Below are 26,832 nucleotides of genomic sequence, written 5' to 3'. Positions count from 1 at the left end.
GGCCACCGGCCGGAGCCGCTCAAAAAAGCCGGTTGAGGCCGTCGTACGCCGCTACCCGATAGGCTTCGGCCATGGTCGGGTAGTTGAAGGTGGTGTTGACGAAGTACTTCAGGGTGTTGTGCTCACCCGGCTGGCTCATGATCGCCTGACCAATGTGGACGATTTCCGAAGCCTGGTAACCGAAGCAATGCACGCCGAGGACCTCCAGGGTTTCCCGATGGAACAGGATCTTCAGCATGCCTTGCGGCTCGCCGGCAATCTGCGCACGAGCCATGCCCTTGAAGAACGCCTTGCCCACTTCGTAAGGCACCTTGGCCTGGGTCAGCTCCTGCTCGTTCTTGCCGATCGAGCTGATCTCCGGAATGGTGTAGATCCCGGTCGGTACGTCGTTGACGAAGCGCCAGCTACCGTTGTCGACGATGCTGCCGGCGGCGGAACGACCCTGGTCGTGGGCAGCACTGGCCAGACTCGGCCAGCCGATCACGTCACCGGCACCGTAGATGTTCGGCACGCAGGTGCGGTAGTTCTCGTCGACTTCGATCTGGCCACGACTATTGACCTTGACCCCGATATTCTCCATGCCCAGCTTGTCGGTGTTGCCGGTACGGCCGTTGCACCAGAGCAAGGCGTCGGCCTTGATCTTCTTGCCGGATTTCAGGTGCAGGATCACCCCGTTGTCCACACCTTCAACGCGGTCGTATTCCTCGTTGTGGCGCACAGTGATGTTGTTGTTGCTGAAGTGGTAGCTCAGGGCCTGGGAAATCTCCGAGTCCAGGAAGCTGAGCAACTGGCCGCGGTTGTCCACCAGTTCCACCAACACCCCAAGACCACTGAAGATCGAGGCGTATTCGCAGCCGATGACCCCGGCGCCGTAAACGATGAGTTTGCGTGGGGTGTGGCCGAGGCTGAGGATGGTGTCGCTATCGTAGATACGCGGGTGACTGAAATCGATGTCCGCCGGGCGATAAGGACGCGAACCGGTGGCGATGATGATGTGCTTGGCTACCAGTTTTTCCACCACGCCATTGGCGCAAACCACTTCGACGGTCTGCTCGTCGGCAAAACTGCCAGTGCCGAAGAACACATCGACCCGGTTGCGGGCGTAGTAGCCGGTGCGCGAGGCCACCTGCTTGGAAATCACCTTCTCGGCGCTCTTGAGCACGTCCGGAAAGGAAAACCAGCGCGGCTCGCCAATGGCCCGGAACATCGGATTGGTGTTGAACTGCATGATCTGCCGGACCGAGTGACGCAGGGCCTTGGACGGAATGGTACCCAGGTGGGTGCAGTTGCCGCCGACCTGGCGACGGCTATCGACCATCGCCACTTTGCGTCCTGCTTTCGCGGCGTTCATTGCCGCACCTTCTCCAGCGGGGCCCGAGCCCAGCACCACTACGTCGTAGTTGTAGACAGCCATGCGTACTCCTCAGAACAGGCCGAGATGCCCTTCTGGCATCTCCGGCTAAATCATGTCGCGGCCAGCGACATGAAGGATCAATTTGGCTCGGTTACGAACCCGGGCACAGTCTATAGAAGCGTCAACGCCGCGCACATTAACCCTTGGTCGCGTCGTAGGCTACTTTTGCCTGCACTACAGCATTCACAACAGCGTGCCTGGTTATTGTTTTGGTCCGGCCAACAGCGCATCGAACGCCGGGTTGCTACGTGTGACGAAGCCTTTATCGGCACGCATCACAAAAAATGCGCCGATACGGTGTTTTTGCGCGTAGTCCCAGCCTGCTTCGGGACCAAGAATCAGTAACAGCGTAGAGAGGCCATCGGCCATGAGTGCCGAAGGATGAATCACGGTCACCGACGCCAGCCTGTGAGTGATGGGCTTGCCAAGCCTGGCATCGAAGGTATGGGAATAGCGCTGGCCGTCCTGCTCGAAGTAATTACGGTAGTCGCCAGACGTGGATACACCATAGCCGTCCAGTGCGATCACCCGCTGGGCCACCTGCTGGTCGTCCCGCGGTTCCTCCAGGGCGATACGCCAGGGCGCGCCGTCCGGTTTGCGGCCCACGGCCTTGAGCTCGCCAGTGACTTCAGCGAGAAAACTGTCGATCCCCAACTGCGCAAGCCGCGCGGCAATGCGATCCACTGCGTAACCGGCGGCAAGGCTGTTGAAGTCCACTTCCACCGGCGCATCCTTGCACAGCTCTTGGCCTTCGATATGCAGGTGCCCATGTCCGACCCGCTGCCGAGCCTCGGCCAGGGCTGACGCGCTGGGAATTTTTTCCTCTCGCCCCTGAGGCCCAAAGCCCCAGAGGTCGAGCAGCGGCTCCACCGTCAGATCAAAGGCGCCGCCACTGTCCCGGGACAGCTGCTCGCCAACTCGCACCAAGTGCAGCACCGACTCAGGCATCGGTTGGCAGCTGTTGCCGGGCAAGGCGTTGAAACGCTCGATATCAGAGTCACTGCGGTAGGTGGACATCTGCCGATCAACCTCGGCCAGGATTTGCTCGACCTCGGCCTTGACCCGCGACTCATCCGGCACGCCGGTGCGCTGCACGTACTGAACGGAGTAAGTGCTGCCCATGGTCGGCCCGGAGACGCTGTGCAGGCGATCGCCACCACAGCCCGCCAACAGCGCCATCGCGCCCCACAATGCGTTCCACCACCATCGCCTTCCCGACAAGATTCCCCTCCAGATCAATTGCCCCAGAGGGCGAGCTGACAACGCGAATGGCCATTATGCGACAGACGGATGCGGCATGCGCGCCAGGCCTGCCAGCCTGGCCGGCACCAGAAGCTTGACCCAGAGCCATCGCGCAGCACCCAAGAGTTTTTGTTGCCTGACGCCACCAGCACACATATTGTTACAAAACTGTTCAGCGTGCCGCCTCGCGCCCCACCTTTGCAGTGAGGACGAGTACTGACCAGGGATTGATAACAAAACAGCCAAAGTGAGTGAAAAAATGTCCACGACCACGGGCAAAGGCAAGGCGATCTTTCGCGTTGTCAGCGGCAACTTTCTCGAGATGTTCGACTTCATGGTCTATGGCTTCTACGCCACGGCAATCGCCAAGACCTTCTTTCCGGCCGACAGCGCCTTCGCTTCATTGATGCTGTCCCTGGCCACTTTCGGCGCCGGCTTCCTGATGCGTCCACTGGGAGCGATCTTCCTCGGCGCCTACATCGACCGTCACGGCCGCCGCCAGGGCCTGATCATTACCCTGGTGCTGATGGCCGCGGGCACTGTGCTGATTGCCTGCGTGCCGGGCTACGCCACTCTCGGCGTCGCCGCTCCGCTGCTGGTGCTGCTGGGTCGCTTGCTGCAGGGCTTCTCCGCTGGCGTGGAACTGGGTGGCGTGTCGGTGTACCTGGCCGAGATCTCGACACCGGGCCGCAAGGGCTTCTTCGTCAGCTGGCAATCGGCAAGCCAACAGGCGGCCGTGGTGTTTGCCGGCTTGCTGGGGGTGGGTCTGAACCACTGGCTGAGCCCCGAACAAATGGGTGAGTGGGGCTGGCGCGTGCCGTTCCTGGTGGGCTGCATGATTGTTCCGGCAATCTTCATGATCCGCCGCTCTCTCGAGGAAACACCCGAGTTCCAGGCCCGCAAACATCGCCCCACCCTGCAGGAAGTCATCCGCTCCATCAGTCAGAACTTCGGAGTCGTCATTGCCGGCATGGCCTTGGTGGTGATGACCACCGTGTCCTTCTACCTGATCACCGCCTACACCCCGACCTTTGGCAAGGCCGAGCTGCACTTGTCGGACTTCGACGCCCTGCTGGTGACTGTGTGCATCGGCCTGTCGAACTTCTTCTGGCTGCCGGTCATGGGCTCGCTGTCGGACCGCATCGGTCGTAAACCGCTGCTGCTGGGCGCCACCATCCTGGCCATCTTCACCGCTTACCCGGCGCTGTCATGGCTGGTAGCCAACCCCAGCTTCAGCCACCTGCTGATCGTCGAGCTGTGGCTGTCCTTCCTCTATGGCTCGTACAACGGCGCGATGGTGGTGGCCCTGACTGAAATCATGCCGGTGGAAGTGCGCACCACCGGCTTCTCGCTGGCCTACAGCCTGGCAACCGCAACCTTCGGCGGCTTTACCCCGGCGGCCTGCACCTACCTGATCCACGTTCTGGGCAACCAGGCCGCACCGGGCATCTGGCTCAGCGGCGCGGCGGTGCTGGGGCTGATTGCGACACTGGTGCTGTTCCGTGGCAACCGCCACGAGCTGCGTACAGCGCAGGCGGCTGGCAGCGCCTGACAGCCAGCAGCGCGGACAAGTTGGCACCTACAAATGACGCTGGCCTCGTAGGCGAAAGCCACAAACAAAAACGCCCCGACAAGTCGGGGCGTTTTCATTTCAGCAGTCGCTTAGCGTGGGAATGCTGGCGGGTTGACCCCGGCCATGTCTTCCATCACGCGCACAACCTGGCAGCTGTAACCGAACTCGTTGTCGTACCAGACGTACAGAACAACGCGATTGTCCTGAACGATGGTGGCTTCAGCGTCGACAACACCGGCGTGACGCGAACCCACGAAGTCGGTGGACACCACTTCCTGCGAATTGACGAAGTCGATTTGCTTATGCAGATCGGAGTGCAGCGCCATGTAGCGCAGGTACTCGTTCATCTCTTCACGGGTGGCGGCTTTCTCAAGGTTCAGGTTGAGAATGGCCATCGACACGTTTGGCGTTGGAACGCGGATCGCGTTACCGGTCAGCTTGCCGGCCAGCTCAGGCAAGGCCTTGGCAGCAGCGGTAGCAGCACCCGTCTCGGTGATCACCATGTTCAGTGCGGCGCTACGGCCACGGCGATCGCCCTTGTGGAAGTTGTCGATCAAGTTCTGGTCGTTGGTGTACGAGTGAACGGTTTCAACGTGACCGTTGATGATGCCGAACTTGTCATTCACCGCCTTGAGCACCGGCACGATGGCGTTGGTGGTGCAGGAAGCGGCGGACACGATCTTGTCGTCAGCAGTGATTTCGTTGTGGTTGATACCGTGAACGATGTTCTTCAGCTTGCCTTTGCCAGGCGCGGTCAGGACCACGCGGTCGATACCCGGGCAGGTCAGGTGCTGGCCCAGGCCGTCGGCATCACGCCATACACCGGTGTTGTCCACCAGCAGCGCGTTCTTGATCCCGTACTGGGTGTAGTCCACCTCGGTCGGGTTCTTCGCGTAGATGACCTGGATCAGGTTGCCGTTGGCGGTGATGGTGTTGTTTTCTTCGTCGATGGTGATGGTGCCGTTGAACGAACCGTGCACCGAATCGCGACGCAGCAGGCTGGCGCGCTTGGTCAGGTCGTTTTCGGCGCCTTTGCGCACCACGATGGCGCGCAGACGCAGGCCGTCGCCACCACCGGTTTTCTCGATCAGGATGCGCGCCAACAGACGGCCGATACGACCGAAGCCGTACAGGACAACGTCAGTGCCTTTGCGGGCCGAAGCGTTTTGCTGGCCAACCACGTCAGCCATTTCTTCGCGAACGAACTGCTCGGCGCTGCGGCCATTGCCTTCGTTACGGAATTTGAACGCCAACTTGCCCAGGTCTACCGAAGCTGCGCCGAGCTTGAGCTCGCTCATTGCTTTGAGCAGAGGGAATGTTTCGTGGACGGAGAGTTCGCTGTCGTCGGAGGAGCGATGGCGAGCAAAGCGATGAGCTTTGAGAATCGCGATGACAGACTGGTTGATCAGGCTGCGGCCATAGATCGAGCTCACCACATTGTTATTGCGGTAGAGCTGACCGATAAGCGGAATCATCGCTTCTGCGAGTGCTTCACGGTCGATCCATTCACCAAGACACTGGTCGGGCTTCTGAGTCACGGGAACCTTCCACATGTAGGGGCAGAAAAAAGGGGCTACATTATGACGCCGAGTCCCTCTCGTAGCAATGCGCGCCTGTCGTGCGGAACGTAACAAAAAGCCCTTGCAAAAAAACACCACTATGCTGGAGGCCAGTAAAACCGTGGCTTCCAGCCGCGTCAATTTTTTGGACAGCCAAGCAACCTGTATGTAACCCTCCGTAACACCGAGCAAATTCGGCACTACATTTCCGCCAAAAAAGCACATTTTGTTGTCATAGCCACTACATTTGCCCTGACCGGCGTAATAGACGCATCAGCCACTGACAGTGGCCACCCGGGGCCGTTACAATTACCGACTTTCGTCGCAACGCTTGGAGCTTGACCGTCCGTGCCCGTCCTGCGTCTACCGCTACTCCCTGCCGCCGCCGGTAAACAGCATTGGGGCAACCTGCCCGGTGCCGCCCTGAGCCTGGCCATCGCCGAAGCCGCCAGCGCCGCCAAGCGCTTTACCCTCCTGCTGACCGCCGACAGCCAAAGCGCTGACCGGCTGGAACAGGAGCTGGGCTTCTTCGCCCCGGATCTGCCGGTGCTGCATTTCCCCGACTGGGAAACCCTGCCCTACGACCTGTTCTCGCCGCACCAGGACATCATTTCCCAGCGCATCGCCAGCCTCTACCGGCTGCCGGAGCTGGAGCACGGCGTACTGGTAGTGCCCATCACCACCGCCCTGCACCGCCTGGCGCCGACCCAGTTCCTGCTGGGCAGCAGCCTGGTACTGGACGTTGGCCAGAAGCTCGATGTGGAACAGATGCGCACGCGCCTGGAGGCCAGCGGCTATCGCTACGTCGATACAGTCTATGAGCACGGCGAATTCACCGTGCGCGGCGCCTTGATCGACCTGTTCCCCATGGGCAGCAAGTTGCCTTACCGCATCGACCTGTTCGACGACGAAATCGAGACCCTGCGCACCTTCGACCCAGAGAACCAGCGCTCCATCGACAAGGTCGACTCGGTGCGCCTGCTGCCGGCCAAGGAATTCCCTCTGCAGAAAGAAGCGGTGACTCGCTTCAAGGCGCGCTTTCGCGAACGCTTCGACGTGGACTTCCGCCGCTGCCCGATCTTCCAGGACCTGAGCAGCGGGATTACCCCGGCCGGTATCGAGTACTACCTGCCGCTGTTCTTCGAAGAGACTTCGACCCTGTTCGACTACCTGCCCCAGGACACCCAAGTGTTCTCACTACCGGGCATCGAACAGGCCGCGGAAAACTTCTGGAACGATGTACGCAACCGCTATGAAGAGCGCCGCGTCGATCCATCGCGCCCGCTCCTGCCTCCGGCGGAACTGTTCCTGCCGGTGGAAGACTGCTTCGCCCGCCTGAAAAACTGGCCACGGGTGGTGGCCAGCCAGCAGGACATCGAAACCGGCGTCGGCCGCGAGCGTTTCCCGGCCCACGAATTGCCCAACCTGGCCATCGAGGCCAAGGCCAACCAGCCGCTGGCGGCGCTCTCGGGCTTCCTCGACGAGTTCCCCGGCCGGGTGTTGTTCACCGCCGAATCCGCCGGCCGCCGGGAAGTGCTGCTGGAGCTGCTGGAACGTCTCAAGCTGCGGCCGAAGACCGTAGACAGCTGGCCGGATTTCGTCGCCAGCAAGGAGCGCCTGGCAATCACCATTGCCCCTCTGGACGAGGGACTGGTATTGGACGATCCAGCCCTGGCCCTGGTGGCGGAAAGCCCACTGTTCGGCCAGCGGGTGATGCAGCGTCGGCGCCGGGAAAAACGCGCCGACGCCAATAACGATGCAGTGATCAAGAACCTCACCGAGCTGCGCGAAGGCGCGCCGGTGGTGCACATCGACCACGGTGTCGGCCGCTACCTGGGTCTGGCGACCCTGGAGATCGACAACCAGGCCGCCGAGTTCCTGACCCTGGAATACGCAGAGGGCGCCAAGCTCTATGTGCCCGTGGCCAACCTGCACCTGATTGCCCGCTACACCGGTAGCGACGACGCCCTGGCGCCGTTGCACCGCCTCGGCTCGGAAGCCTGGCAGAAAGCCAAGCGCAAGGCCGCCGAGCAAGTGCGCGATGTGGCCGCCGAGCTGCTGGACATCTATGCCCGGCGCGCCGCCCGGGAAGGCTATGCCTTCGCCGATCCGAAGGCCGACTACGCCACCTTCAGCGCCGGCTTCCCCTTCGAGGAAACCCCGGACCAGCAGAGCACCATCGAAGCGGTGCGCGAGGACATGCTCTCGGGCAAACCGATGGACCGCCTGGTCTGTGGCGACGTCGGCTTCGGCAAGACCGAAGTGGCCATGCGCGCCGCTTTCATTGCGGTCCACGGCGGCAAGCAAGTGGCCATCCTGGTGCCCACCACCCTGCTCGCCCAACAGCACTACAACAGCTTCCGCGACCGCTTCGCCGACTGGCCGGTGACCGTGGAGGTGATGAGCCGCTTCAAGTCGGCCAAGGAAGTGAACGCCGCGGTGGCGGACCTGGCCGAAGGCAAGATCGACATCGTCATCGGCACCCACAAGCTGCTGCAGGACGATGTGAAGATCAAGAACCTGGGGCTGGTGATCATCGACGAAGAACACCGCTTCGGGGTGCGCCAGAAGGAACAGCTCAAAGCCCTGCGCAGTGAAGTCGACATCCTCACCCTGACCGCCACGCCGATCCCGCGAACCCTGAACATGGCCGTCTCGGGCATGCGCGACTTGTCGATCATCGCCACGCCGCCGGCGCGACGCCTGTCGGTGCGCACCTTTGTCATGGAGCAGAACAAGAGCACGGTCAAAGAGGCCCTGCTGCGTGAACTGCTGCGTGGCGGCCAGGTGTACTACCTGCACAACGACGTGAAAACCATCGAGAAATGCGCCGCCGACCTGGCCGAACTGGTGCCCGAAGCACGGATCGGCATCGGCCATGGGCAGATGCGCGAACGCGAACTCGAACAGGTGATGAGCGACTTCTACCACAAGCGCTTCAACGTGCTGATCGCCTCGACCATCATCGAGACCGGGATCGACGTGCCGAGCGCCAACACCATCATCATCGAGCGCGCCGACAAGTTCGGCCTGGCCCAGTTGCACCAGTTGCGCGGTCGGGTCGGCCGTAGTCACCACCAGGCCTATGCCTACCTGCTGACACCCCCGCGCCAGCAAATCACCCCGGACGCTGAAAAGCGCCTGGAAGCCATCGCCAATACTCAGGACCTGGGGGCCGGTTTCGTGCTGGCCACCAACGACCTGGAAATTCGCGGCGCCGGCGAGCTGCTGGGCGACGGCCAGAGCGGGCAGATCCAGGCTGTGGGCTTCACCCTTTATATGGAGATGCTCGAGCGCGCGGTGAAGGCCATCCGCAAGGGCGAACAGCCGAACCTCGACCAGCCCCTGGGCGGCGGCCCGGAAATCAACCTGCGCCTGCCGGCGTTGATTCCCGAGGACTACCTGCCGGATGTGCACGCCCGCCTGATCCTCTACAAGCGCATCGCCTCGGCAACCGACGAAGACGGCTTGAAGGACCTGCAAGTGGAGATGATCGACCGCTTCGGCCTGCTGCCCGAGCCCACCAAGAACCTGGTCCGCCTGACCCTGCTGAAACTCCAGGCCGAAACCCTGGGGATCAAGAAGGTAGATGGCGGCCCGCAAGGCGGGCGCATCGAGTTTGCCGCAGATACGCCGGTGGACCCATTGGCACTGATCAAACTGATTCAGAGCCAACCCAAACGCTACAAATTCGAAGGCGCAACCCTGTTCAAGTTCATGGTGCCGATGGAGCGCCCGGAAGAGCGCTTTAATACATTGGAGGCACTGTTTGAACGCCTCACCCCGAAAACTGCTTGAAGGACGCCCCATGCGCCTGTTCCGCTCCCTGACCCTGCTCCTGACCCTGGTCGCGCCCATGGCGTTTGCCGACGATCTGTACCAGGTGGAAATGATCCTTGTCCGGCAGAACGCCGAGCCGCAGATCATAAGCCGCGCCGCTCCGGAAGACTGGGCCGCCGGCGCTCAACGCCTGAGCCCGGAAAGCCAGCGCACGCCCGCCCTGGGCGGGATCGTCGAGAAGCTCAATGCCAGTGGCAACTACAGCGTGCTGCTGCACAAGGCCTGGCAGCAGACCCTGGGGGAAACCCCGGTCAAGGTGGCCCTCAGCGACGGGCGGGAACTGTTCGGCCAGTTCCCCATCGAAGGCACCCTGAACCTCAAGCTCGGGCGCTTCACCGATGTGGACGCAGACTTCTGGATCAACCAGATCGACAGCAATGGCCTGGTTACCCGCAGCGAACGCCTGAAGCAGCAAAGCCACACCAAAAACGGTCAGCTCAACTACCTGGACAACGGCCACCTAGCGCTGCTGATCAAGATCACCTCGCTCACCGCACCGGCGCCGCGCCCTGCTCCAACTGAAATACCGGACTGATCGAAGTCCCTATGACCCCGCCCCTGACCAAACCCCTGGCCCCGTCCTGGGTCAATCGCTTCAAGGAACAAACCTTGGAGCGCGGCCGGCGTTACGCCCTGGAAAGACGTGTACGCATCGTTACCGCCGCAGACAGCGCTATCACTGCCAGCTGCGAAGGCTCCGGTGGCAATGTCTATCGGCAGCACATCAGCCTGCGAGAATCGAGCAAGGGCAACCTGCTGCTGATCGACGCCCATTGCACCTGCCCGGTCCGCAGCAACTGCAAACACATCGCCGCCGTGCTGTTGCAAGTGGAAGAAACCCTGGCCTATCCCGCCGCAGCCAAGGATGCCGAGCTGCTGGAAAAGCTCTCCGCGGTACTCGACAGCCGCCGCCCCGCCGCGCTGCCACAGCACTTGCTGGAGGATGTGCAACCCGTGCCGCGCCTGTGGCTGGCAAGCATCGAATTCAGCGCTTTCGAACCACGCAACGGCAAGATGCAGCGCTATATCCAGCACCGCGCCGCACTGTCATTCAACTACATGGGCGAACACGTCAGCGGCCAGAAGAATGCCGATGTGATCATCCGCCAGGAACATCAGACCCTGCGTATAAAGCGCCACCCCGAGCGTGAGCAAGGCTGGCGCGAGCAACTGCGAAACCTGGGTTTCAAGATCGCCACCCGGCAGAGCAAGGCATTACCGGAAAGCGCCGGCGAGCTGTTCGAGATGGTCAACGACAGCGCCTGGCTGACCTTCACCCTCAATGAGCTGCCCAAGCTGCGCAACCAGGGCTGGGAGCTGCAGATCGACGAAGGCTTCGGCTTCGACCTGACAGCCGTGGACGACTGGTACGCCAGCGTCGACGAAGCGCCAGGGCGCGACTGGTTCGACCTGGAACTGGGGATCATCGTCAATGGCGAGCGCCTGAGCCTGCTGCCGATCCTACTTAACCTGATGCGCTCCCACACCGAACTCCTCAACCCGGAACGCCTGGCCAGGCGCCGTGACGATGAGTTGATCCTGGTGAACATTCCCAACCGACCCAATTCCTTGCACGGCCCGCTGCAAGTGGCGCTGCCCTACGGCCGCCTGAAACCGGTGCTGGCAACCCTGGGGGAGTTCTATCTGCAGGAGCCCGGGGAAACCGCCCTGCGCCTGAGCAGTGCCGATGCCACACGCCTGAACCCACTGCAGGACCTGCCACTGCTCTGGGAAGGTGGCGAGCATATCCGCACCTTTGCCCAGCGCCTGCGCGACATCAAGGACTACTCGGCGCCGGTGCCAGAAGGGTTGAATGCCACCCTGCGCCCCTATCAGCAGGAAGGCTTGAGCTGGATGCAGTCCCTGCGCCAGCTGGAAGTGGGCGGCATCCTCGCCGATGACATGGGCCTGGGCAAAACCCTGCAGACCCTGGCGCACATCCTCAGCGAGAAAAACGCCGGCCGCCTAGACCGCCCTTGCATGGTGGTCATGCCCACCAGCCTGATTCCCAACTGGCTGGACGAAGCGGCGCACTTCACCCCGCAACTCAAGGTTCTGGCGCTGTATGGCGCGGGACGCAAGAAACACTTCGCGCAACTGGCCGACTACGACCTGCTGCTGACCACCTATGCACTGCTGCCCAAGGATGTTGAACTGCTGGCCGCGCAGCCCTTGCACGTACTGATCCTCGACGAGGCGCAGTACATCAAGAACCCGTCGAGCAAGGCCGCTCAAGCCGCACGCGAACTCAACGCCCGGCAGCGCCTGTGCCTGTCTGGCACGCCCCTGGAAAACCATCTTGGAGAACTCTGGTCGCTGTTCCACTTCCTGTTGCCGGGCTGGCTTGGCGATGCCAGGAGCTTCAACCGCGACTACCGGGTGCCGATCGAAAAGCACGCCAGCGAAGTGCGCCTGCAGCACCTCAACGGCCGGATCAAACCCTTCCTGCTACGCCGCACCAAGGAGCAAGTGGCCACTGAGCTGCCACCCAAGACCGAGATCATCCATTGGGTCGAACTCAACGAGGCGCAACGGGACGTCTACGAAACCATGCGCCTGGCCATGGACAAGAAAGTCCGCGACGAGATCACCCGCAAGGGCGTGGCGCGCAGCCAGATCATCATCCTCGAAGCCCTGCTCAAGCTGCGCCAGGTGTGTTGCGACCTGCGCCTGGTCAACGACTCGCCCCTGGCGCGGGGCAGCTCGTCGGGCAAACTCGACAGCCTGATGGAGATGCTTGAGGAGTTGTTCGAAGAAGGCCGGCGCATTCTGCTGTTTTCGCAGTTTACCTCGATGCTGAGCCTGATCGAAGCCGAGCTCAAACGACGCAAAATCGCCTACGCCCTGCTCACCGGCCAGACCCGGGATCGGCGCACGCCGGTGCGGGATTTCCAGAGCGGCAAGCTGCAGATCTTTTTGATCAGCCTCAAAGCGGGCGGCGTGGGCCTGAATCTGACCGAGGCCGACACCGTGATCCACTACGATCCGTGGTGGAACCCGGCGACCGAGAGCCAGGCTACCGACCGCGCCTACCGCATCGGCCAGGAAAAGCCGGTGTTCGTCTACAAGCTGATTGCCCGGGGCACCGTGGAGGAGAAGATCCAGCTCCTGCAACAAGAGAAGTCGGACCTGGCGGCAGGCGTACTGGACGGGCGCAAGGCCGGCGACTGGAAGCTGCAGAGTGAAGACATCGAAGCCCTGTTCGCACCGTTGCCGGACAACAAAGCCGGCCGCTGACCCGATATGGGCACCCGGGAATTGCTCCTGGTGCCCATTAGTCAGGCGTCCTCAGTCAATCAGCTGGGCAGCCCTCAACGCCTCCAGGGCCTTGAGCCAGCGAGGGTCCTGCTTGTACTCAACATTGGCAAACGCCTGACCACGCATCCGTGCAATGCGCGGCGACGGCTGCACTTTAAGGCGCTGCGCCGCGCTCAATGCCAGCTCGGCCGCAGCACGGTCATTGCACACCAGGCCCATGTCACAACCGGCACCAAGAGCGGCTTCGATCCGGCTCGCGGCATCCCCCACCACGTGAGCGCCGGCCATGGACAAGTCATCACTGAAGATCACCCCGTCAAATTGCAGTTCGCCACGCAGGATGTCCTGCAACCAGCGCCGAGAGAAACCGGCCGGCTGGGGGTCGACTTGCGGGTAGATCACATGAGCCGGCATCACTGCCGCCAGTTGCTTGCTCAGGCGCGCAAATGGCAGCAGGTCCTTGGCACGAATCTCCTCCAGGCTGCGCTCGTCGTTGGGAATCGCCACATGGGAATCGGCCTCGGCCCAGCCATGCCCGGGGAAATGCTTGCCCGTGGCCGCCATCCCGGCGCTGTTCATGCCGCGGATAAAGGCACCGGCCAACAGCGCCGCACGTTCCGGATTCCCCTCGAAAGCCCGGCTACCCACCACCGCACTGCGCTGATGATCAAGGTCCAGGACCGGAGCGAAGCTCAGATCCAGGCCCACAGCCAGCACTTCGGTGGCCATGATCCAGCCACACTGTTCAGCCAGGTATTCGGCATTCGGGTTATCCGCGAGGGCGCGCATGGCCGGCAGACGAACAAAGCCCTGGCGTAGCCGCTGTACCCTGCCACCCTCCTGATCCACCGCCAATAGCAGATCAGGACGGATGGCGCGGATCGACGCACTGAGCTCACGCACCTGGCGCGGATGCTCGATATTGCGAGCAAAGATGATCAATCCACCCACTTGCGGCTGGCGCAGGAGTTGGCGATCTTCAGCCGTCAGCCAAGTACCGGCGACGTCCACCATCAAGGAGCCTTGCAGGCCAACGGTCATAAAATTTCCTTAATCACAAATACGCGCGCCATCAGCGATGGCTTCCTGGCGACGCAGACAAGGCCGTATCCACGAGGAACACAGCCGAGCCAATCGACATCGACGAGAGGAAAGCACAGGGGTAAAACGGGAATCGGCATGGGCGGCTAGCTTAGCGGATGTAAGCTGTCGCGCCCACCCGTGAGGTCAAGCCTTGGCGACTGCCGGGGCCGACTTGCTACGCGGCTTGAGCTGAGCGCTAGCCATGGCTTCGTCCGTGACCCCGGTTTCGGCACGCATGCCGGCGGCGAGGAACGGCACCATCAGCCGCATCACCTGCTCGATGGAGGTATTGACCCCGAAATCGGTCTCAGCGATGGCGCGCAATGCCTTGATCCCGGACATGCTGAAGGCCGCAGCACCCAGCATGAAGTGCACACGCCAGAACAACTCGATGGGCGGAATACGCGGCGCCGCTTCGTTAACCAGCAACATATAACGGCGGAATACCTTGCCGTACATGTCTTCCAGATAACGCCGCAAATGGCCCTGGCTCTGACTAAAGGCCAGTCCCAGCAGACGCATGAAGATCGACAGGTCGTTACCGCTACGAGGCTGCACCACCAGCGCCTGTTCGACGAGGATTTCCAACAGCTCCTCAAGACTCGGCTTGCTGTCCGGTTTTGACTGCCGCCGCTCCAGCTCGCGATCAAGACTGATGCAGAAAGGTCCAAGGAAGCGCGAGAACACTGCCTGGATCAACGCCTTCTTGGAACCGAAATGATAGTTGACTGCCGCCAGGTTGACCCCGGCCTTGCTGGTGATCAGCCGCAACGAGGTTTCGGCAAAACCTTTTTCCGCGAACAACTGCTCGGCAGCATCGAGAATGCGTTCAACGGTTTCCGACTGGGCCATGGCTACTCCGCCTGACAAACACTTGTTTGAAACATACGTTTCAGGCTCTGCAATGTCAAGCCTGCCGGCCTCTGCAGAGGCCTTACGGCGCGCTATTTAATCATACCTACCGACCTCTGTAGCCAGCCTTCGGCAACGGATTCCAGCATCAGGATGATGACCGCCCGGTAGCCCCCAGAAAAAGGAGGATTGCCAAGTGACACTCACTGTATATAATCCCAGTCACTGTATAAAAAGACAGAGCGATCGACATGCTAAAACTGACGCCACGCCAAGCTGAGATTCTGGCTTTTATCAAACGCTGCCTCGAAGACAACGGGTATCCCCCCACCCGTGCCGAAATTGCCCAGGAGCTGGGCTTCAAGTCACCCAATGCCGCCGAAGAACACCTCAAGGCTCTGGCCCGCAAAGGCGCTATCGAGATGACTCCGGGAGCCTCTCGCGGCATTCGCATCCCCGGTTTTGAAGCCAAAACCGACGACTCGCTACCCATCATCGGTCGTGTCGCCGCCGGCGCCCCCATTCTCGCCCAACAGCACATCGAAGAGTCCTGCAACATTAACCCGACCTTCTTTAATCCTCGCGCCGACTACTTGCTTCGGGTCCAAGGCATGAGCATGAAAGACATCGGCATCTTCGACGGCGACCTGCTCGCGGTGCATACCACCCGCGAAGCTCGTAATGGCCAGATTGTAGTCGCGCGCATCGGCGATGAAGTCACGGTCAAGCGCTTCAAGCGCGAAGGCAGCAAGGTCTGGCTGATCGCCGAGAATCCGGAATTTGCCCCTATCGAAGTCAACCTGAAAGATCAGGAACTGGTGATCGAAGGCTTGAGTGTCGGCGTCATTCGCCGCTAAAGGAGGCTCCATGCAGTTCCCCCAGACACCACAGCAAGCACAACTACCACTGTTCGAAGCGTTCCTAGCCCAGCCACTGGCGCCCGTACTCAAGGAAGCGGTCGAATCGCCCTGGAACAACGATCCAGAAGCCTTCAGTGAACTGTCGCTGCGCGGCGCCACCGGGAACTGCCTGAACCTTCTGGCCCCCATCCTCAGGGAGCTGAGTCAGGATCAGGACGCCCGCTGGCTGACCCTGATCGCCCCTCCATCCAGCCTGACCCAAAGCTGGTTGCGGGAGGCTGGACTGAATCGCGAGCGCATCCTGCTGCTGCATCCACGGGGTAATCAAAGCCCGCAGCAGCTCGCTTGTGAAGCCTTAAGACTGGGCCGCAGCCATACCGTGGTCAGTTGGCTGAACCCGCTAAGCGGCAGTGCTCGGCAACAATTGATCAGTGCCGCACGCACGGGTGATGCGCAAAGCCTGAATATTCGCCTGGGATAAATACCGGGAAGCCACAATAAATGCGCTTGAATGACGCGAGGCTTCTCCAGGATTGAGAAGCCGGAACAAATATGACGAATAACCGGAAGAAAACCGATAAACGGGTTTAGTGGAGAACCCGCGGACCGTCTTCCTTGTCGATTTCACCTTCAACCAAGCGTCCGGCCATCTGCACGCCGACGCTCAACATGGCCTTGGCAACTTCCACATGCTGACCTTGCAAAAAGACTTTGGCATCCTCGGAAAAATCCAAAGTAACCAGAGAACCCTCGTCCTCAGCTCTGCGCAGCTCAATACGACCGTCTGGCAATTCGACAATTTCTAGAAAGGACGTTGGCATAAAAGTCTGGTCTCCACGAAAGGCGGGGATTATATCAGTCATAACCCCCACCTCGCTCAGGATCTTGCATGGCAGCAGCTACTGCTCGACGCGCCACCTTCCCTTCTCCACCCGATGTCCCCTAAGCCGAACCCGCCACACAGGCGCAGCAGAGCCCCTCAGAAATTCGGCTTGTATTCAAAACCCGCCGACGCCTGGCTGTCGGAAAACGGCGTGACCAGTGACTTTTTCAGGGTCAACCGATTAACCAGCGAGCCGGGAAACAACTGAATTCTGTTATTGAAATGCTCCACATTCAGATTGAACAGGGTAATGGCGCCGCTGACATTGCCCTCCTGCTCGGCTACCTCACGCATCAGGTTGTTCATCAGCTCCGCAGACTTGAGCTCGGGATAGGCTTCAAACGCCAGGTTCAACCCTCCCAGCAACGCCTTGGTCCCCCGATCCACCGACTTCAACGCCTCGCCATCCGCCACAGATGGCAAGCTGGTGATGGCGCTACGGAGCCCGACTATTTTCTCCAGCAACTGGCTTTCGTAATCCTGAAAACCGGCCACTTGCGGCTCAAGCACGTCCAGCACCTTGATCTTCTGCCTCTGGTAGGTGAGCACATCTGACCAGGCCCGTTGCACGCGGTTATAAGCGCTGACGATCTTGTTGTAGTGCACATAGGCAAGGACACCCAAGACAATCGCAATCACTAACAACAATTCCATACCCTACTGCTCCATATCATCGGTGACTGTCAGCGGAAGCTCGAAATTGTTGTCCTGCAACTCCGCCAACTCATGCACGAGGGCCAGAACCGGAAAAAGGTTCGGCAATTTAAGCCCCTGCTTGATCTTTGCGTAGAAGCCCGGAAGGTCCTCAAGGGTTCCCGGGTCCTGATAGGCCATGACTTCGGCATCATCGAAGCTCAGACACAAGCGCCCCTGACTGGAAAACTCCAGATTCACATTCTTCAGCCGCCGACAAAGACCCAGCAAGAAAACCAGGGTGGTGGGCGTTGCGAACCTTGCGCAAGCCAGCTCACTCTCACCACAAAACATGAAAGTCCTGTTGAAGTCATCGAAGGTAGTCTCGAAGACCTTGCGCTTGGTAATTTTTTTATCCGGGAGATTGCTACGCACTGCCACACCCCTCACCCAGGGGAACTCCACCACCAGGCTGAAGCGATCGAAGCTCTCATACACCCGCTCGGACTCGCCATCGGTTTTTCTCTTGATATGAGAGTTCACATAACGCAGGTGGTGAAAGACAAAAGACAGCTCGTGCCGAGCTCCCTGATAGACCCCCTTGGCCGAAGCCTCGATACGACGACTGTCATTGCCACGGTCATAGTCATCAAACTCACCGCTCAATTGCCTGAAACGCTCATCAGCTGATCCACCCGGGTCCCACAGACCATTACTGAGGAACGAACATTTACGGGCTATCTTCTTCGGTAGCTCGTCAAAGGCCGCCTTACGGCTCATCCAGATGTACAGACTGGCAAAACCCAGGCACGCCGCGACAAACACCATCGGGATCACACCAGCCATGGCAGGCACGGCCGCAGCAATAGCCAGCATCAACAGCACCAGGGGCTGGGCATGATCGAATTTCAACCCACCTTTGAAGGTGCGGAGCTTGTCGATAACCTTCAGCAAATCCTCGTTTGACCTGGCGCGTGCGACTTCCGAGTCGCAGCTGGCCAACAAGCGGACCAGCTCGGCATCATGCTTGAGAAACTGCATCATTCTTCCTTGCTCAATTCGCCGGATTCAGAAGTCTGTGGAACGACAGCAGTAACAACATGACCGTCGTGCTGCTGGGCCAACCGCTCTATCTGCGCCAACAACGGATACAACTTCGGCAACTCGATGCCAGCCTCGATCCGCTCACGAAAGACCGCCAGATCACTCAGCAACCCCGGATCGGCATAAGCCATGATGTCTTCATTGTTGAAGCTCAGGCAGAGCCGTCCCTGGCTGGAGAACTCCAGATTGACCCCATGGAGCTGGCGCGAAAGCTCCATCAACAGATCCAGCGTCGCAGGCGTGGCGAAGCGCTCGCAACAGGCGGGGTCAATGCCGCGCAGCACAAAGGTCTGATTGAAATCGTCGCGGTCGGTCTTGAAGGGCTGTCCAGACAGCGGTATTTCCAAGGGACTGGATCGAACCGCAATCTCTCTCACCCAAGGGAAATCCACCACCAGACTGTAGCGGTGGTAGTTCGTGTAAACCGTCCTGAAGCCTCCGCTGGCCTCACGCTCGCGACTGGAGATCACATATCGTAGATGGTGATACTCGAATGCCAGCGAATGCTGCTCTCCTCGATACACCCCCTGGAGCGAGTCCAGGATACGGCGCTGCTCAATCTCGCTGCCCCGCTGGTAATCGGTGAATTCGTTGTCCAGTCTCTTCAGGCGCCAGTCGGCACTGCTGTCGAATTCGCTCAAGTCGTTGCCCAACATCATGCACTTGCGGGTAATGCTCGCCGCCAGATCCGTCAACGCCCCAGAGACGCCCTTGCTGACCCGGTAGCTGAAGAAACAAAGAGCCACAAACACCCAGAACATCCCGCCCATGCCATCCATCAACAACCCAGCCGCGAGCGCGGCAAACGCCAGCACCAGGAGCGTTATTGACTGCATATGATCGAATTCCAGGCCACCGGGGAATATCTCCAGCCGGTCGAGCACCTCCAGCAGATCCGCCTTGGACTGAGCGTTGATGACTCGCATCTGGCAATCGCTCAGCAGGCGAACTAGCGCTTGGTCACGCAAGAAGAACAACATAAATCTTCCTTGATCAATTAAACGCGTCGCGTATCAAGCGACGCTCAGGCTCAACACTCGTTCAAGCCATCTCGAAAACGAATGGCCAGGGCCTTGAGATTCTGCCGCCAACTTTCCAGCTCTTCCCGGCTCAGTTCCTGCTCCGACTCTTCCTCATCCAGATTGACCGCCACGATCAGCGGCTGGGTCACATCGCCCTTGGGCTTGTGCGGCGCTCGCGGTGGTTGAAAGAGTTCGCTGTAAGCGGATAGCAGTTGCGCCAGCCAGGTCTGCGGGCTCTGCGCCAATTCCACCAGCTCCGCCAGCTCGGGAATCGCAATGCTATCCAGCACTTCACGGCTCAGGATCTGCTCGACCCGCGCAGCATTGGCCTGCGGCAGCCGGTAGAACCCTGCAATTTCGTGGCATAGCCCCAGCAAGGCACCGTACAGGTGGAACAGCACCGATTCGCGCCCGGCCTGAACCTGTGCCTGGGCATTCATCGCCCGCCCCTCTTCGGCCCGGGCCAGGGACTCGAGGGCCAGGCCGGCAAAGTAGATTTTCTGATTGGTACGGGTATAGAGCTCGTGGGCCATGTAGGCAGCCTCCACTACAAGAAGAGAACCGGATGCGGACGGCACAGTTTCAAGGATCACTCCCGCGCACCGCAAGGCAAAAGAAAGGCCGCATGACTCCCAACGGAATCATGCGGCCCTGTACAGCGCTACATCGAGGAGCAAGCCCCTCGACACAAACAGTGCTTAGCGCTTGTCTTCGACCTTCCAGGTACCACCGTCGTAGAACGCACGCCAGCCGGTCGGCTTGCCATCAACCTCGGTCTGCACGTACTGCTCCTTGGTCTTGCGGCTATAGCGCACCACCGCCGGGCGACCGTCCGGGTCCTTTTTCGGCGCTTCGCAAAGGAAGTGGTACTTCGGATCAATTTCGTCCTTGTGCGGGATCAGCTCCAGCACCAGCGGAGCGCGGGTTTCACGGTTTTTCGGGAACTGACTGGCGGCCAGGAACAGACCCGAAGCACCATCGCGCAGGATGTAAGTGTCGTTGACCTTCTCGCATTTGAGCTCAGGCATCTTCACCGGGTCCATCTTCGGCGGCGCCGCGTCGCCGCTTTTCAGCAGCTTGCGAGTGTTCTTGCAGGTCGGATTGGTGCAACCGAAGAACTTGCCGAAACGACCTGTCTTGAGCTGCATCTCGCTCCCGCACTTGTCGCATTCCAGGCTCGGGCCTTCATAGCCCTTGATCCGGTAGCTGCCCTCTTCGATCTCGTAACCGGCGCAATCCGGGTTGTTACCGCAGATGTGCAGCTTGCGCTTTTCATCCAGCAGGTAAGCGTCCATCGCCGTGCTGCAGATCGGGCAACGGTGCTTGCCGCGCAGCACTAGGGATTCAGATTCACCCTCGTCGTCCGCAGCGATCTCATCGCCCGGCACCAGGTTGACGGTGGCCTTGCATCGCTCCTTCGGAGGCAGGCTGTAGCCCGAGCAACCCAGGAACACGCCGGTGGAAGCGGTACGAATCTGCATCGGCCGACCGCAGGTCTGGCAGGGAATATCGGTCATCACCGGCTGGTTGGCGCGCATGCCGGTGTCAGCGCCCTCGGCCACTTCGAGTTTCTTCTTGAAGTCGCCGTAGAACTCGTCAAGGACGTTCTTCCAGTCGCGCTCGCCCTGGGCCACGTCATCGAGGTTCTCTTCCATGCCGGCGGTGAAGCCGTAGTCCATGAGGTTGGAGAAGCTTTCGGAGAGACGCTCAGTGACGATGTCACCCATCTTTTCCGAATAGAACCGACGGTTGTGCAGGGTTACGTAGCCGCGATCCTGAATGGTCGAAATGATCGCCGCATAGGTCGAAGGACGACCGATGCCGCGTTTTTCCATTTCCTTCACCAGGCTGGCTTCGGAATAGCGCGCCGGCGGCTTGGTGAAGTGCTGGCTTGGGTCGAGCTTGATCAACTTCAGCACTTCGCCCTGCGCCATGTCCGGCAGCACATCGTCATCACCTGGCTTGCTGATCTGCGGCATGACCCGGGTGTAGCCGTCGAACTTGAGGATGCGGCCCTTGGCGCGCAGCTCGAAGTCGCCAGCGGCCACGCTGACGGTAGTGGACAGGTATTGCGCCGGCAGCATCTGGCAAGCAACGAACTGGCGCCAGATCAGCTCGTAGAGCCGCTCAGCGTCACGTTCCATGCCCGACAGTTTGCTTGGATGGGTGTTCACGTCGGACGGACGAATCGCTTCGTGCGCCTCTTGGGCCCCTTCCTTGCTGCTGTAGACGTTGGGCGAGGCCGGCAGGTACTTGTTGCCGAACTCGTCTTCGATATAGGTCCGCGCCATCGCCACGGCATCAGCCGAGAGGTTGGTGGAGTCGGTACGCATATAGGTGATGTAGCCAGCTTCATACAGACGCTGGGCCATCATCATGGTCTTCTTCACCCCGAAGCCCAGGCGGTTGCTCGCAGCCTGCTGCAGGGTGGAGGTAATAAATGGCGCCGACGGCTTGCTGCTGGTGGGTTTGTCTTCGCGCTTGGCGACGCTATAGGCCGAAGCCTTGAGCTTCTCCAGGGCAGCCATGGCCTGTGTTTCATTGAGCGGCTTGAAGGCCTCGCCGTTTTCACGGGCCACTTCAAAACGCACATTCGAACCCTTGGCGGTGCCCAGATCAGCGTGTACTTCCCAGTATTCTTCCGGGATAAAGGCACGAATTTCGCGCTCGCGCTCCACCACCAGCTTCACGGCTACGGACTGCACGCGGCCGGCAGACAGGCCACGGGCAATCTTCGCCCACAGCAGCGGCGAGACCATGTAGCCCACCACGCGATCAAGAAAGCGACGGGCCTGCTGAGCGTTGACCCGATGAATATCCAGCTCGCCGGGCTGGGAGAAGGCTTCCTGGATCGCCTTCTTGGTGATTTCGTTGAACACCACGCGCTTGTAGCGGCTGTCGTCACCGCCGATGGCTTCCCGCAGGTGCCAGGCGATGGCTTCCCCTTCGCGGTCCAAGTCCGTTGCGAGATAGATGGTGTCGGCATCCTTGGCAAGGCGGCGCAGCTCTTCAATGACCTTTTCCTTGCCGGGAAGGATTTCGTACTTGGCCTTCCAGCCGTGCTCGGGGTCGACGCCCATGCGTGAAACCAGCTGCTTGCGCGCTTTTTCCTTCGGCGACAAGGCCGGGGCTTCGCCCGCAGCGGCCTTGCCACGCTTGGCGGCTGGCTCTTTGGCGGCGCTCGCCGAACCGCTGGTGGGCAGGTCTCGGATATGGCCGATACTCGACTTCACCACGTATTGGTTGCCCAAGTACTTGTTGATGGTCTTGGCCTTAGCCGGGGATTCCACAATGACCAGCGATTTGCCCATGGATCAGAAAATTCCTGAATTCGAGAAGTGAAAGGCGGTTGGCGCCTGACGCGGCCCCGCTATATATAGTGGCAACAAGGTGAGGTCAAGCGCAGGGTACTGCGCGACCAGCACTTACGTCGGTGAAAAAAGACTGGGTTCGGCCTGCACCAAAGCAAAGCGTGGGACCTGCTCGCCGTCAACTTCGACCGACTCCAGGAACATGCTCAAGGGTCGCACCCAAAAACCGTAATCCCCATACAGGGCTTGGTAAAACACTACTTCTTCTTCCGTTTCCGAGTGCCGCGCCACGCTGAAAACGCGGTACTGCGGCCCCTTGTAATGCTGATAGAGCCCGGGTTGTAACTGCATGCTCTGGCCCTCGTGCAATTCTTTTCAAAATAAAAACAAATAAATCTTCAGAAAAACAAAAACCGGGGCACAGGGCCCCGGCTTCCATCAACCCAACGCTTAAACGCGTTCGAAGACGGTCGAGATGCCCTGGCCAAGGCCGATGCACATGGTGGACACACCGAAGGTGCCGCCATTTTGCTTCATGACGTTGAGCAGGGTCCCGGAGATACGCGCACCGGAGCAACCGAACGGGTGACCCAAGGCGATCGCGCCGCCGTGCAGGTTAACCTTCTCATTCATCTTGTCGAGCACTTTCAGATCTTTCAGCACTGGCAGGGCCTGTGCAGCGAAAGCTTCGTTGAGCTCGAAGAAGTCGATGTCGTTGATGCCCAGGCCTGCGCGCTTCAAGGCTTTCTGCGTGGCCGGTACTGGACCATAGCCCATGATCGCCGGGTCCACACCCGCCACCGCCATGGAACGGATCACTGCCAGCGGCTGGATGCCCAGATCCTGGGCACGCTGGGCCGACATCACGATCATGCACGAAGCGCCGTCGGTGATCTGCGACGAAGTACCGGCAGTCACGGTGCCACCCTTGGGGTTGAACGCCGGCTTCAAGGCCGCCAGGCTTTCCAGGGTGGTTTCGGGACGAATGGTTTCGTCGTAGTCGAACAGTTTCAGGAAACCGTTCTCGTCATAGCCCTGCATCGGGATGATTTCGTCCTTGAACTTGCCTTCCACGGTCGCCTTGTGGGCGAGTTGGTGGGAACGCACGCCAAAGGCGTCCTGCTGCTCACGAGTGATGCCGTGCATCTTGCCCAGCATCTCGGCGGTCAGGCCCATCATGCCCGAGGCTTTCGCCGCGTACAGGGACATGTGCGGGTTCGGATCGACACCGTGCATCATGCTCACGTGCCCCATGTGCTCGACGCCGCCCACCACGAACACGTCACCGTTACCGGTCATGATCGCTTGCGCAGCGGTATGCAGTGCACTCATGGAGGAGCCGCACAGGCGGCTGACGGTCTGGCCGGCCGAGGTGTGCGGGATCTGGGTCATCAGCGACGCCATGCGCGCGATGTTCCAGCCCTGTTCCAGGGTCTGGTTGACGCAGCCCCAGATCACGTCCTCGACTTCCGCCGGGTCGACCTTGGTGTTGCGTTCCAGCAGTTTGCTGATCAGGTGCGCCGACATGTCTTCGGCGCGGGTGTTGCGGTGCATGCCGCCCTTGGAGCGGCCCATCGGAGTACGACCGAAGTCGACAATCACGACGTCTCTAGGATTCAAGCTCATATGTTCACTCTCGCTCTAGTGTGGGCGCTTAACCGAAGAAGCTCTGGCCGTTCTTGGCCATTTCACGCAGCTTCGCGGTCGGGTGGTACAGCGCGCCCAGATCGGCGTACTGGTCGGCCAGGGCAACGAACTGGGCAACACCGATGGAATCGATGTAGCGCAGCGCACCACCACGGAATGGAGGGAAACCAATACCGTAGACCAGGCCCATGTCAGCTTCGGCAGCAGTTTCGACGATGCCGTCTTCCAGGCAACGAACGGTTTCCAGGCACAGCGGGATCATCATCCAGTTAATGATGTCTTCGTCAGTGACTTCACGCTGCTCGTAGACGATTGGCTTGAGCACTTCCAGCACCGACGGATCGGCGACCTTCTTCTGCTTGCCCTTCTTGTCGGTTTCGTAGGCGTAGAAACCCTTGCCGTTCTTCTGGCCCAGGCGCTTGGCTTCGTAGAGTACGTCCACGGCCGAACGACGATCGTCCTTCATGCGATCCGGGAAGCCTTCAGCCATCACGTCACGACCGTGGTGACCGGTGTCGATGCCGACCACGTCCATCAGGTACGCCGGGCCCATTGGCCAGCCGAATTTCTCCATGATCTTGTCGATGCGCACAAAATCCACACCGGCGCTGACCAGCTTGGCGAAACCGCCGAAGTACGGGAACAGAACGCGGTTGACCAAAAAGCCCGGGCAGTCGTTGACCACGATCGGGTTCTTGCCCATTTTCTTGGCGTAGGCAACGGTGGTGGCAACGGCCAGCTCGCTGGACTTCTCGCCACGGATCACTTCCACCAGAGGCATCATGTGCACCGGGTTGAAGAAGTGCATGCCGACGAAGTTTTCCGGACGCTTGAGGGCCTTGGCCAACAGGCTGATGGAGATGGTCGAAGTGTTGGACGCCAGGATGGTGTCCTCTTTGACCTGACCTTCGACTTCAGCCAATACCGCTTGCTTGACCTTAGGGTTCTCGACCACCGCCTCGACCACCAGGTCGACGTGACCGAAGTCCCCGTAAGACAGGGTTGGACGAATGCCGTTGAGCACCTCAGCCATTTTCGCGGCAGTCATGCGGCCTTTATCAACGCGACCGACCAGCAGTTTCGCAGCTTCCGCCAAACCCTGCTCGATACCGTGTTCGTTGATGTCCTTCATCAGGATCGGCGTGCCTTTAGAGGCCGACTGGTAGGCAATGCCACCGCCCATGATGCCGGCGCCGAGCACTGCGGCCTGCTTCACGTCCTTGGCGATCTCATCGTAGGCCTTGGCCTTTTTCTTCAGTTCCTGATCATTCAGGAACAGACCGATCAGGCTTTGTGCGGCAGAGGTCTTGGCCAGTTTGACGAAGCCGGCGGCTTCCACTTCCAGAGCCTTGTCGCGGCCGAAGTTGGCGGCCTTCTGGATGGTCTTGATCGCTTCAACAGGCGCCGGGTAGTTCGGGCCTGCCTGACCGGCGACGAAACCTTTGGCGGTTTCGAAAGCCATCATCTGCTCGATGGCGTTGAGCTTGAGTTTTTCCAGCTTCGGCTGACGCTTGGCCTTGTAGTCGAACTCGCCGGAAATAGCGCGCTTAACCAGGGCCAGAGCGGCGTCCTTGAGTTTATCGGGAGCAACCACAGCATCGACGGCACCGACTTTCAGCGCGTCTTCAGCACGGTTTTCCTTGCCGGCGGCAATCCACTCGATGGCGTTGTCGGCACCGATGATGCGCGGCAGACGCACGGTACCGCCGAAGCCCGGGTAGATGCCCAGCTTGACTTCCGGCAGGCCGATCTTGGCGCTGGCCGCCATGACGCGGTAGTCCGCCGCCAGGCACATTTCCAGGCCGCCGCCCAGGGCGATGCCATTGATCGCGGCAACGGTCGGCACGTTGAGGTCTTCGAAATCGCTGAAGATCTTGTTGGCTTCGAGGTTACCTGCCACCAGCTCGGCATCCGGCAGCTTGAAGTTATCGACAAACTCGGTGATGTCGGCGCCGACGATGAATACGTCCTTGCCACTGCTGACGATCACGCCCTTGATCGAAGCATCTGCCTTGATGGTGTCAACAGCCTGACGCAATTCATTCAGGGTTAGACGGTTGAACTTGTTGACGGACTCACCCTTGAGGTCGAAATTCAATTCGACGATGCCACTTTCAAGAGCCTTAACCGTGATGGCTTTACCTTCGTAAATCATCAACTGATCTCCACGATATGGAAGCTGAACAGTACACGTCGGACGCTGACTTCTGGCTTGGCACTAACGTCACCGTCGATGCTAACGCCAATCCGCCAGGCACACCCGCCAACGCGATAGTCGGGATTCTGTATAGAGCCGCCTGAGATACAAACGCTCATTTCATACGCCCGTTTGATTTGGGTACGCCACATTCAGGGAAAATCCGGCAATTGTCAATCGTACAAAACGCTGTTTGAAACGCGACTTTGCGGTCACTTCACTGCTCCCCAGATGATCAACACACCCCTGCATTCATCGCCATTCATAGGATCAATATTTAGAAAAATCGCCCTAAATCGTCAGCCCACAGGGAACGATAGCGACTAAGCTGGAGATATATCTGAAGAAAAGGTC

20 protein-coding genes are annotated in these 26,832 nt (G+C 60.1%); 6 read left to right on the top strand and 14 right to left on the bottom strand.

Going from position 1 to position 26,832, the window contains the following annotated elements; genetic code table 11:
• Nucleotides 1-19: 19 nt before the first annotated feature.
• Both sthA and KHO49_RS10910 read right to left on the bottom strand, forming a co-directional pair.
• Nucleotides 20-1,414 (bottom strand): Si-specific NAD(P)(+) transhydrogenase, encoded by a 1,395-nt coding sequence (sthA, locus tag KHO49_RS10915; protein ID WP_016967736.1) that lies wholly within the window; start codon nt 1,412-1,414, stop codon nt 20-22.
• Between the two features lie 201 nt (nt 1,415-1,615).
• Nucleotides 1,616-2,593 (bottom strand): FAD:protein FMN transferase, encoded by a 978-nt coding sequence (locus tag KHO49_RS10910; protein WP_213665266.1) that lies wholly within the window; start codon nt 2,591-2,593, stop codon nt 1,616-1,618.
• A gap of 322 nt (nt 2,594-2,915) precedes the next feature.
• Between KHO49_RS10910 and KHO49_RS10905 the strand changes: the two genes are divergently transcribed.
• Nucleotides 2,916-4,208 (top strand): MFS transporter, encoded by a 1,293-nt coding sequence (locus KHO49_RS10905; protein WP_213665008.1) that lies wholly within the window; start codon nt 2,916-2,918, stop codon nt 4,206-4,208.
• Between the two features lie 110 nt (nt 4,209-4,318).
• On the opposite strand, the gene KHO49_RS10900 is transcribed toward KHO49_RS10905, so the two are convergent.
• Complete coding sequence (locus KHO49_RS10900; RefSeq protein WP_102863767.1) at nt 4,319-5,782, bottom strand: glyceraldehyde-3-phosphate dehydrogenase; 1,464 nt, start codon at nt 5,780-5,782, stop codon at nt 4,319-4,321.
• A gap of 354 nt (nt 5,783-6,136) precedes the next feature.
• On the opposite strand from KHO49_RS10900, the gene mfd reads away from it, so the two are divergent.
• From mfd to KHO49_RS10885, 3 genes are read left to right on the top strand one after another with little or no spacing between them, the layout of a single operon-like run.
• Complete coding sequence (gene mfd / locus KHO49_RS10895) at nt 6,137-9,586, top strand: transcription-repair coupling factor (protein ID WP_213665007.1); 3,450 nt, start codon at nt 6,137-6,139, stop codon at nt 9,584-9,586.
• 10 nt (nt 9,587-9,596) lie between these two features.
• On the top strand, nt 9,597-10,163 hold the full coding sequence (locus KHO49_RS10890; RefSeq protein ID WP_170002207.1) for a CsiV family protein: 567 nt from the start codon (nt 9,597-9,599) through the stop codon (nt 10,161-10,163).
• A gap of 11 nt (nt 10,164-10,174) precedes the next feature.
• Nucleotides 10,175-12,865 carry a DEAD/DEAH box helicase gene (locus KHO49_RS10885; protein WP_213665006.1) on the top strand — a complete coding sequence of 897 codons (2,691 nt, stop codon included), beginning with the start codon at nt 10,175-10,177 and terminating at the stop codon, nt 12,863-12,865.
• A 51-nt stretch (nt 12,866-12,916) separates the two neighbouring features.
• Here KHO49_RS10885 and nagZ read toward each other — a convergent pair whose 3' ends face one another.
• Both nagZ and KHO49_RS10875 read right to left on the bottom strand, forming a co-directional pair.
• On the bottom strand, nt 12,917-13,915 hold the full coding sequence (gene nagZ, locus KHO49_RS10880) for a beta-N-acetylhexosaminidase (RefSeq protein ID WP_213665265.1): 999 nt from the start codon (nt 13,913-13,915) through the stop codon (nt 12,917-12,919).
• Nucleotides 13,916-14,113: 198 nt separating this feature from the next.
• Complete coding sequence (locus KHO49_RS10875) at nt 14,114-14,821, bottom strand: TetR/AcrR family transcriptional regulator (protein WP_016967101.1); 708 nt, start codon at nt 14,819-14,821, stop codon at nt 14,114-14,116.
• A gap of 251 nt (nt 14,822-15,072) precedes the next feature.
• On the opposite strand from KHO49_RS10875, the gene lexA reads away from it, so the two are divergent.
• Together lexA and sulA are read left to right on the top strand one after the other, a co-directional pair.
• Complete coding sequence (gene lexA, locus KHO49_RS10870) at nt 15,073-15,678, top strand: transcriptional repressor LexA (protein ID WP_102863772.1); 606 nt, start codon at nt 15,073-15,075, stop codon at nt 15,676-15,678.
• A gap of 10 nt (nt 15,679-15,688) precedes the next feature.
• A complete protein-coding gene (sulA, locus tag KHO49_RS10865) occupies nt 15,689-16,162 on the top strand; it encodes an SOS-induced cell division inhibitor SulA (RefSeq protein WP_102863773.1) in 474 nt (157 codons plus the stop codon).
• 106 nt (nt 16,163-16,268) lie between these two features.
• Here sulA and KHO49_RS10860 read toward each other — a convergent pair whose 3' ends face one another.
• The 9 genes from KHO49_RS10860 to fadB all read right to left on the bottom strand — a co-directional run bounded on the left by KHO49_RS10860 (nt 16,269) and on the right by fadB (nt 26,436).
• Complete coding sequence (locus KHO49_RS10860; RefSeq protein ID WP_102864101.1) at nt 16,269-16,502, bottom strand: hypothetical protein; 234 nt, start codon at nt 16,500-16,502, stop codon at nt 16,269-16,271.
• Nucleotides 16,503-16,660: 158 nt separating this feature from the next.
• A complete protein-coding gene (locus KHO49_RS10855) occupies nt 16,661-17,218 on the bottom strand; it encodes a LemA family protein (RefSeq protein WP_213665005.1) in 558 nt (185 codons plus the stop codon).
• A gap of 3 nt (nt 17,219-17,221) precedes the next feature.
• On the bottom strand, nt 17,222-18,238 hold the full coding sequence (locus tag KHO49_RS10850) for a hypothetical protein (protein ID WP_213665004.1): 1,017 nt from the start codon (nt 18,236-18,238) through the stop codon (nt 17,222-17,224).
• Complete coding sequence (locus tag KHO49_RS10845; RefSeq protein WP_213665003.1) at nt 18,238-19,281, bottom strand: hypothetical protein; 1,044 nt, start codon at nt 19,279-19,281, stop codon at nt 18,238-18,240. Before KHO49_RS10845 ends, KHO49_RS10850 begins: the two co-directional genes overlap by 1 nt.
• Before the next feature lie 50 nt (nt 19,282-19,331).
• On the bottom strand, nt 19,332-19,856 hold the full coding sequence (locus tag KHO49_RS10840) for a DUF6586 family protein (RefSeq protein ID WP_102879018.1): 525 nt from the start codon (nt 19,854-19,856) through the stop codon (nt 19,332-19,334).
• 165 nt (nt 19,857-20,021) lie between these two features.
• Nucleotides 20,022-22,634, bottom strand: coding sequence for a type I DNA topoisomerase (topA, locus tag KHO49_RS10835; RefSeq protein WP_102863778.1), 2,613 nt, complete (start codon nt 22,632-22,634; stop codon nt 20,022-20,024).
• Between the two features lie 114 nt (nt 22,635-22,748).
• A complete protein-coding gene (locus KHO49_RS10830; protein WP_102864102.1) occupies nt 22,749-22,985 on the bottom strand; it encodes a DUF1653 domain-containing protein in 237 nt (78 codons plus the stop codon).
• 99 nt (nt 22,986-23,084) lie between these two features.
• Nucleotides 23,085-24,260, bottom strand: a complete 1,176-nt coding sequence (fadA, locus tag KHO49_RS10825) for an acetyl-CoA C-acyltransferase FadA (protein ID WP_102879017.1) — start codon at nt 24,258-24,260, stop codon at nt 23,085-23,087.
• A gap of 28 nt (nt 24,261-24,288) precedes the next feature.
• Nucleotides 24,289-26,436 carry a fatty acid oxidation complex subunit alpha FadB gene (fadB, locus tag KHO49_RS10820; protein ID WP_102863780.1) on the bottom strand — a complete coding sequence of 716 codons (2,148 nt, stop codon included), beginning with the start codon at nt 26,434-26,436 and terminating at the stop codon, nt 24,289-24,291.
• Nucleotides 26,437-26,832: the final 396 nt, after the last annotated feature.

This window comes from Pseudomonas sp. RC4D1, assembly GCF_018390395.1.
Lineage (GTDB): Bacteria > Pseudomonadota > Gammaproteobacteria > Pseudomonadales > Pseudomonadaceae > Aquipseudomonas > Aquipseudomonas danubii.
Note: the sequence above shows the minus strand (reverse complement) of the source record. Positions and strands in the feature narration are given on the sequence as shown.

Coding starts and splice junctions, on each gene's coding strand:
- KHO49_RS10905 (WP_213665008.1), top strand. CDS start 2,916: ATGTCCACGACCACGGGCAAAGGCAAGGCGATCTTTCGCGTTGTCAGC.
- KHO49_RS10855 (WP_213665005.1), bottom strand. CDS start 17,218: ATGGAATTGTTGTTAGTGATTGCGATTGTCTTGGGTGTCCTTGCCTAT.
- KHO49_RS10860 (WP_102864101.1), bottom strand. CDS start 16,502: ATGCCAACGTCCTTTCTAGAAATTGTCGAATTGCCAGACGGTCGTATT.
- fadA (WP_102879017.1), bottom strand. CDS start 24,260: ATGAGCTTGAATCCTAGAGACGTCGTGATTGTCGACTTCGGTCGTACT.
- sthA (WP_016967736.1), bottom strand. CDS start 1,414: ATGGCTGTCTACAACTACGACGTAGTGGTGCTGGGCTCGGGCCCCGCT.
- fadB (WP_102863780.1), bottom strand. CDS start 26,436: ATGATTTACGAAGGTAAAGCCATCACGGTTAAGGCTCTTGAAAGTGGC.
- KHO49_RS10830 (WP_102864102.1), bottom strand. CDS start 22,985: ATGCAGTTACAACCCGGGCTCTATCAGCATTACAAGGGGCCGCAGTAC.
- KHO49_RS10875 (WP_016967101.1), bottom strand. CDS start 14,821: ATGGCCCAGTCGGAAACCGTTGAACGCATTCTCGATGCTGCCGAGCAG.
- KHO49_RS10890 (WP_170002207.1), top strand. CDS start 9,597: ATGCGCCTGTTCCGCTCCCTGACCCTGCTCCTGACCCTGGTCGCGCCC.
- KHO49_RS10845 (WP_213665003.1), bottom strand. CDS start 19,281: ATGTTGTTCTTCTTGCGTGACCAAGCGCTAGTTCGCCTGCTGAGCGAT.
- sulA (WP_102863773.1), top strand. CDS start 15,689: ATGCAGTTCCCCCAGACACCACAGCAAGCACAACTACCACTGTTCGAA.
- KHO49_RS10840 (WP_102879018.1), bottom strand. CDS start 19,856: ATGGCCCACGAGCTCTATACCCGTACCAATCAGAAAATCTACTTTGCC.
- KHO49_RS10910 (WP_213665266.1), bottom strand. CDS start 2,593: ATGGCGCTGTTGGCGGGCTGTGGTGGCGATCGCCTGCACAGCGTCTCC.
- KHO49_RS10900 (WP_102863767.1), bottom strand. CDS start 5,782: ATGTGGAAGGTTCCCGTGACTCAGAAGCCCGACCAGTGTCTTGGTGAA.
- lexA (WP_102863772.1), top strand. CDS start 15,073: ATGCTAAAACTGACGCCACGCCAAGCTGAGATTCTGGCTTTTATCAAA.
- topA (WP_102863778.1), bottom strand. CDS start 22,634: ATGGGCAAATCGCTGGTCATTGTGGAATCCCCGGCTAAGGCCAAGACC.
- KHO49_RS10850 (WP_213665004.1), bottom strand. CDS start 18,238: ATGCAGTTTCTCAAGCATGATGCCGAGCTGGTCCGCTTGTTGGCCAGC.
- KHO49_RS10885 (WP_213665006.1), top strand. CDS start 10,175: ATGACCCCGCCCCTGACCAAACCCCTGGCCCCGTCCTGGGTCAATCGC.